The sequence below is a fragment of the Pedobacter sp. 01T416_2 genome (assembly GCF_056398925.1).
In genome coordinates this window covers 1-5,515 of the sequence record NZ_JBFTQI010000386.1, presented here as the reverse complement: position 1 = coordinate 5,515, position 5,515 = coordinate 1, and the positions used below count along the sequence as shown (strand labels likewise).

4 protein-coding genes and 1 pseudogene are annotated in these 5,515 nt (G+C 37.5%); 2 read left to right on the top strand and 3 right to left on the bottom strand.

Annotated features, from left to right (window positions below):
- The 3 genes and pseudogenes from AC1DPQ_RS16175 to AC1DPQ_RS16165 form a co-directional block, all read right to left on the bottom strand.
- Positions 1–167, bottom strand: a pseudogene (locus AC1DPQ_RS16175) (ZIP family metal transporter); the annotation flags it as partial.
- A gap of 3 nt (positions 168–170) precedes the next feature.
- Positions 171–734 carry a phosphatase PAP2 family protein gene (locus AC1DPQ_RS16170; RefSeq protein ID WP_230145126.1) on the bottom strand — a complete coding sequence of 188 codons (564 nt, stop codon included), beginning with the start codon at positions 732–734 and terminating at the stop codon, positions 171–173.
- A complete protein-coding gene (locus tag AC1DPQ_RS16165) occupies positions 731–1,462 on the bottom strand; it encodes a class I SAM-dependent methyltransferase (RefSeq protein WP_215132489.1) in 732 nt (243 codons plus the stop codon). Before AC1DPQ_RS16165 ends, AC1DPQ_RS16170 begins: the two co-directional genes overlap by 4 nt.
- 272 nt (positions 1,463–1,734) lie before the next feature.
- On the opposite strand from AC1DPQ_RS16165, the gene glmM reads away from it, so the two are divergent.
- A complete protein-coding gene (glmM, locus tag AC1DPQ_RS16160) occupies positions 1,735–3,120 on the top strand; it encodes a phosphoglucosamine mutase (protein WP_230145128.1) in 1,386 nt (461 codons plus the stop codon).
- A gap of 132 nt (positions 3,121–3,252) precedes the next feature.
- A complete protein-coding gene (locus AC1DPQ_RS16155) occupies positions 3,253–4,401 on the top strand; it encodes a cysteine desulfurase family protein (RefSeq protein ID WP_477584930.1) in 1,149 nt (382 codons plus the stop codon).
- The last annotated feature ends 1,114 nt before the right edge of the window (positions 4,402–5,515 follow it).

Here is a 5,515-nt window from a genome sequence, read left to right as displayed (position 1 = left end):
CTGTAAGCGTCAGGAATTAAATGTAAAACTGTAATGGCAAATAAATAGGCCCCACTGAAAGACAAAATCAGTTTCAGTAGTTTAGATTTATCGCTCTTTACTAAAAATATAGCTGTCCCACCTAAAAAGGCACAGAAAAAGAGTACGCAGAGTTTCCAGATTTCCATAAGTTAAAAATCAGGTTGTAATTTTTTAAATATTCTAGAACAGATAATCCCTATGGTAATGCCTAGTAAAGCACCGGTAGTTACATCAACAGGATAATGAACACCAACATATACCTGTGCAAAACTGATGATAAGCGCCCAGAAAATACCAATAGGCAAAATAGGTTTCCATCGGCTATAAAAAATGCAGATTAAAAAAACGGCAATCGCAAAGTGATTGGTGGCATGTGCAGACGGAAAGCTCAGGCCACTTCCACAGGGAACACGGTGGATAATATCGTTCGCCAAACTTAAATCATTACAGGGCCTAACCCGGGCTACCCAAGGTTTCACTACTCTCGACGCAATTAAATCGCCCATGGCGAAGGTAAAGAGAACCATGCCGATAATGTAATAACCTTGTTTTTTATACTGTTTAATACAAAAAACAACAATAAAAAGGTAAAGGGGCGACCAAAAGAAACGGTTACGCATTAAAGGCATCAACCAATCAAAAAAGCTGTTTGAAAGCCCACGGTGGATTTTCAAGAACAATTCTACATCAAATTGCTGTATGCTTTCTATCATGCTTTTTTACAGATTAAAATTAACCGGTCTGAACTGTTTTCGTCAAAATCGTCTAAACCATAACTGCCAAAAGTTTTTTCGATAACCATCCCTGCCTTGGTTAGCATGCGCTGGAAATCCTCAAAACTAAATGCCTGCACCCGTTCTTCGAAATTGTATACCTTTTGTTTGTCTTCGAAATTTATCTTTTTGATAATTTTTCCGTCGATCACATTTTTGGTGATATTAAAAGTTATGCCATCAAGCGATTTTGTTTCGCAATGATTTAAGTTGCGGATAATTTTTTCGGTATTAAAATAATCGAGCACCAAAATCCCCTCAGCTGTTAAGCATTTTCGAAAGGTTTTAAGTGCATTTACATGGTCTTTTTCGGTATCGAAATAACCAAAACTGGTAAACAGATTTAAGGCCACATCAAAGTAATTGATGTAAAATAACCTGCGCATATCGTGTACAAGAAAATGTAATTTATTGTTTTCGAATTGCTTAGCGTATTTTATACTTTGTTCCGAAAGGTCTATTCCGGTAACATCGAAGCCTTTTTTGTTTAAATAGATTGAATGTCGGCCTTTGCCACAGGCAATATCCAACATTTTAGCATCTGGCCTTGGGTGTAAAAATTCCGTAAGTTTATCGATGAAAAATTCGGCTTCAGCATCATTTCGTTGTTGATAAAGAATATGATAATATGGCGAATTAAACCAATATTGAAACCACTTGCGTTGCATATAAAAGCCGTTTGTATCTTAAAAAGATGCAAATATAAGGTTTTACAGTCGCTAGTAAAGTTAGAATATGCTTTTATGCAATAAAGTTGCAAGAATATTGTGAATACGGTATCCGATTAAACACACGTTTGTTTTTGACCATAGTCTCAATTCTAGAAAAATGATCGTGCAAATAGATATAAAAGCAATGTAAATTAAAGTGCACAAACACTCCTAAATAGCTGCTATCTTGTTTTTTTTCTTATTTTTGAGCCTCAATTAAATTATATACAGTGACTTTAATAAAATCAATTTCAGGAATACGAGGAACCATTGGCGGAAGGGCTGGAGACGGCTTAACCCCATTTGATATTGTGAAATTTACAGCGGCCTTTGGTAGCTGGGTGGTACAAAAAACAGGCAATAAAAGAATAGTTTTAGGTCGCGATGCCCGCATTTCGGGGGAGATGGTGAATAACCTGGTTATCGGAACTTTACAGGGCTTGGGTATTGAGGTAATCGATTTAGGTTTATCAACCACGCCAACTGTAGAAGTAGCTGTACCTGATGAAAAAGCAGGTGGCGGTATCATTTTAACCGCAAGCCATAACCCAAAACAATGGAATGCCTTAAAATTACTAAATGCAAGCGGTGAATTTATTAGCGACGCTGATGGAAAAGAAGTCTTAGATTTGGCAGAAAGCGCTGATTTTGATTTTGCTGATGTAGATAAATTGGGTAAAGTAATTAAAAACGATACTTACCTTCAAAAACACATCGATAAAGTTTTAGCATTACCATTAGTTGATGTTGAGGCAATTAAAAAGGCCGATTTTAAAGTCGTAATCGACTGCGTAAATTCAACCGGCGGTATTTTTATCCCTGCTTTATTAAAAGCTTTGGGTGTGAGCAAGGTGGTAGAATTATATTGTACACCAGATGGACATTTTCCACACAATCCTGAACCACTACCAGAAAATTTAACCGAAATATCGAAAGAAGTTCAGAAACAAAATGCCGATTTAGGGATTGTTGTTGATCCGGATGTTGACCGTTTATGTTTTGTGAACGAAGATGGCAGCATGTTCGGCGAAGAATATACTTTGGTTGCTGTTGCCGATTATGTATTGAAAAATACACCAGGAAATACGGTTTCAAACCTTTCATCAACACGTGCATTACGCGATGTGACCGAAAAAGCAGGAGCAGAATACAATGCATCAGCAGTAGGAGAGGTGAATGTAGTGAACAAAATGAAGGCAACAAATGCCATTATTGGTGGCGAAGGGAACGGTGGGATCATTTATCCCGAATCGCACTATGGAAGAGACGCCTTGGTTGGCATTGCCTTATTCTTAACACATTTAGCTAAATTTGGCAAATCGATCTCGGTATTAAGAGCCAGCTATCCACAATACCACATTTCTAAAAACAAAATTACCCTTACGCCAGAAATGGATATCGATAATCTGTTGAAACAGGTAGAAGAAAAGTATAAAAATCAGCCATACAGTACAATTGATGGATTGAAGATAGAATTTGATAAAACTTGGGTACATTTGCGCCGTTCGAACACTGAACCGATTATCAGGATTTACAGTGAAGCAGAAAATGAAACCATTGCCGAAAATTTGGCTAACAAAATTATTTCTGACATTAAAGAAATATTACACCTTTAATCTCTAAAGGATTTCAGGATTAAGCATACCTGTTCAGGGTTTAATGAAACGATTAAACCCTGAACATTTAAAACAAAGACTGCCACTAGCAAGGTATCTTTGCAACACACTAACTTTTAAATATTCGTAGAAATGAAAAGGGTCTATTTAGATAATGCGGCCACAACGCCTTTAGATGCAGCAGTAATTGCAGAAATGACAAATGTAATGGAAAACTATTTTGGTAATCCATCTGCCATTCATGCGCTTGGCCGCGAGGTAAGAACGCTGGTAGAAAAAGCCCGTAAAACCGTTTCTGGTCTGTTAAATGCATCTCCATCCGAAGTGTTTTTTACTTCTGGAGGCACCGAGGCCGATAATACAGCCATCCGTTGTGGTATCGCCGCCTATGGCATAAAACATGCCATAACTTCGAAAATAGAACACCATGCCGTCGAGCATACTTTAAATACGATGCTTAAAAATGGTGAAATCGATAAATTAAGTTTCGTTAATATTGACGAAAAAGGGAATATTGATTATAACCATTTAGAAGAACTGCTTCAAAATAACGAGCGTACTTTTGTTTCGTTAATGCATGCCAATAACGAATTGGGTACACTGACCGATATGGTTAAAGTTGGCGATATCTGCGAGAAATACAATGCCATTTACCATGCCGATACCGTTCAAACCATGGGGCATTACCCGCATAACGTACGCGAGCTTAAAGCACATTTTATTGTTTGCGCAGCGCACAAGCTCCACGGACCTAAAGGTGTTGGCTTTTTATATGTAAACAGTAACATTAAAATTCCACCGATGATTTATGGTGGGGCTCAAGAACGCAACATGCGTGGCGGTACCGAAAATGTATATGGTATTGTGGGCTTAGCTAAGGCTTTAGAAATTGCTTATGCTGAAATGGATCAGCATCAGGCCTATATTCAGGGCTTAAAAGATTACCTGAAAGCACAGTTAATCGCCGAAATCCCGGGTATTGCTTTTAATGGCGAAACCGATGCCGATAAAAGTTTATATACTGTACTGAATGTATCGTTCCCTGAGATGGATATGGCTGATATGTTGTTGTTTAATTTAGACATCAATGGTATCTGTGCTTCTGGTGGCAGTGCTTGCTCTTCTGGTTCAAATATTGGCTCGCATGTGTTAAACGGTATTAATGCCGATCCAAACCGTCCTTCGGTGCGCTTTTCATTTAGCAAATACACTACAAAGGAAGAGTTAGATTATGTAATAGAAAAAGTTAAAATGGTAGTAAAGCAAAATGCTTTGGCTTAAAATATCATTAACCAAATAGGAGAGTCCCGGTGAGAATCGGGACTTTTTTTTGTTGAAAAAAAAATAGCTGATTTTTTTGGAAGGCAAAGGCAGCATTTCATTTTGAGGTTAGTCCTGCTTTCCATTTCAAGTCCTCGCTGCGCTGTGAGCTTTACACTTCAATCAGGTTTACATACAGATGTCGGTGCTGCTATTTAAGGTTACGGCATAACGCAAAAAGAAGAATTAACTTTAAAACAAATCTCTACGCTCTGCAGCCCATAATAGAATTACAAGCTGTGCCACCTAAACCTGATCAGAACGAGCATCCCGATTCTTCATCGGGATAAAGTGGAGAGCAGGACGGTACTTGCCTAAATACCACTGTACCTGATTTCCAAAATAAAAAATCGCGTTTGAAATAGTTACCGCTTATGTCGAAGCAAAAAAACTCTTGCAAAACTCAAAAATAAAACTTATATTTAATTAAGATAAAGGCAATCCACGCCATTTTAATGTTGTTCCAGAACGAAACCTTATCAAATTTCCCGTGGTATAAGGTTAAGCAAATTTTAAATAGCTTTTTTATTCGCGCATTGTGCAGTTAAAAAGGCATTCTGATTAAAATTGTTAACCCTGAAAACTAACCATGTTTTCAACAATCTATATCGTCATGGAAAAGAGCCAAAACAATCAAAATCTAGAGAACGCGAAGCAGGAAGAAAAATTGAATGAAGAAAGGAAACACATTTACAAGTTTATCCTTAATCCATTTTCGTTTGAATCTTCAAACCATTTCAACAAAATCCATAAAAGAAGATTTCATTCTTTCGGCTGCATTCACGAATTGGGAAAACTTCCGGGAGCAATGTTTTAATTGTGAAAGGTAAACACGTTTAATCAATGCCATTGACTTTTCTTAGGAGAGGCATTTGATCGGCTATGTTGTGAGATAAATGTCTTGCTATGCATCAGGTATGGACTAACCTAGTCTTAATGTCTCGCTAAGACTTTAATTTTTTGCCACGGAAACACCGAAGGCACGAAATATATCCCTCGTTTTTGTCATTCTGAGCGAAGTCGAAGAATAATGACTATCATTAACGGGCTAATAAGTTACTCATCAATAAACCCA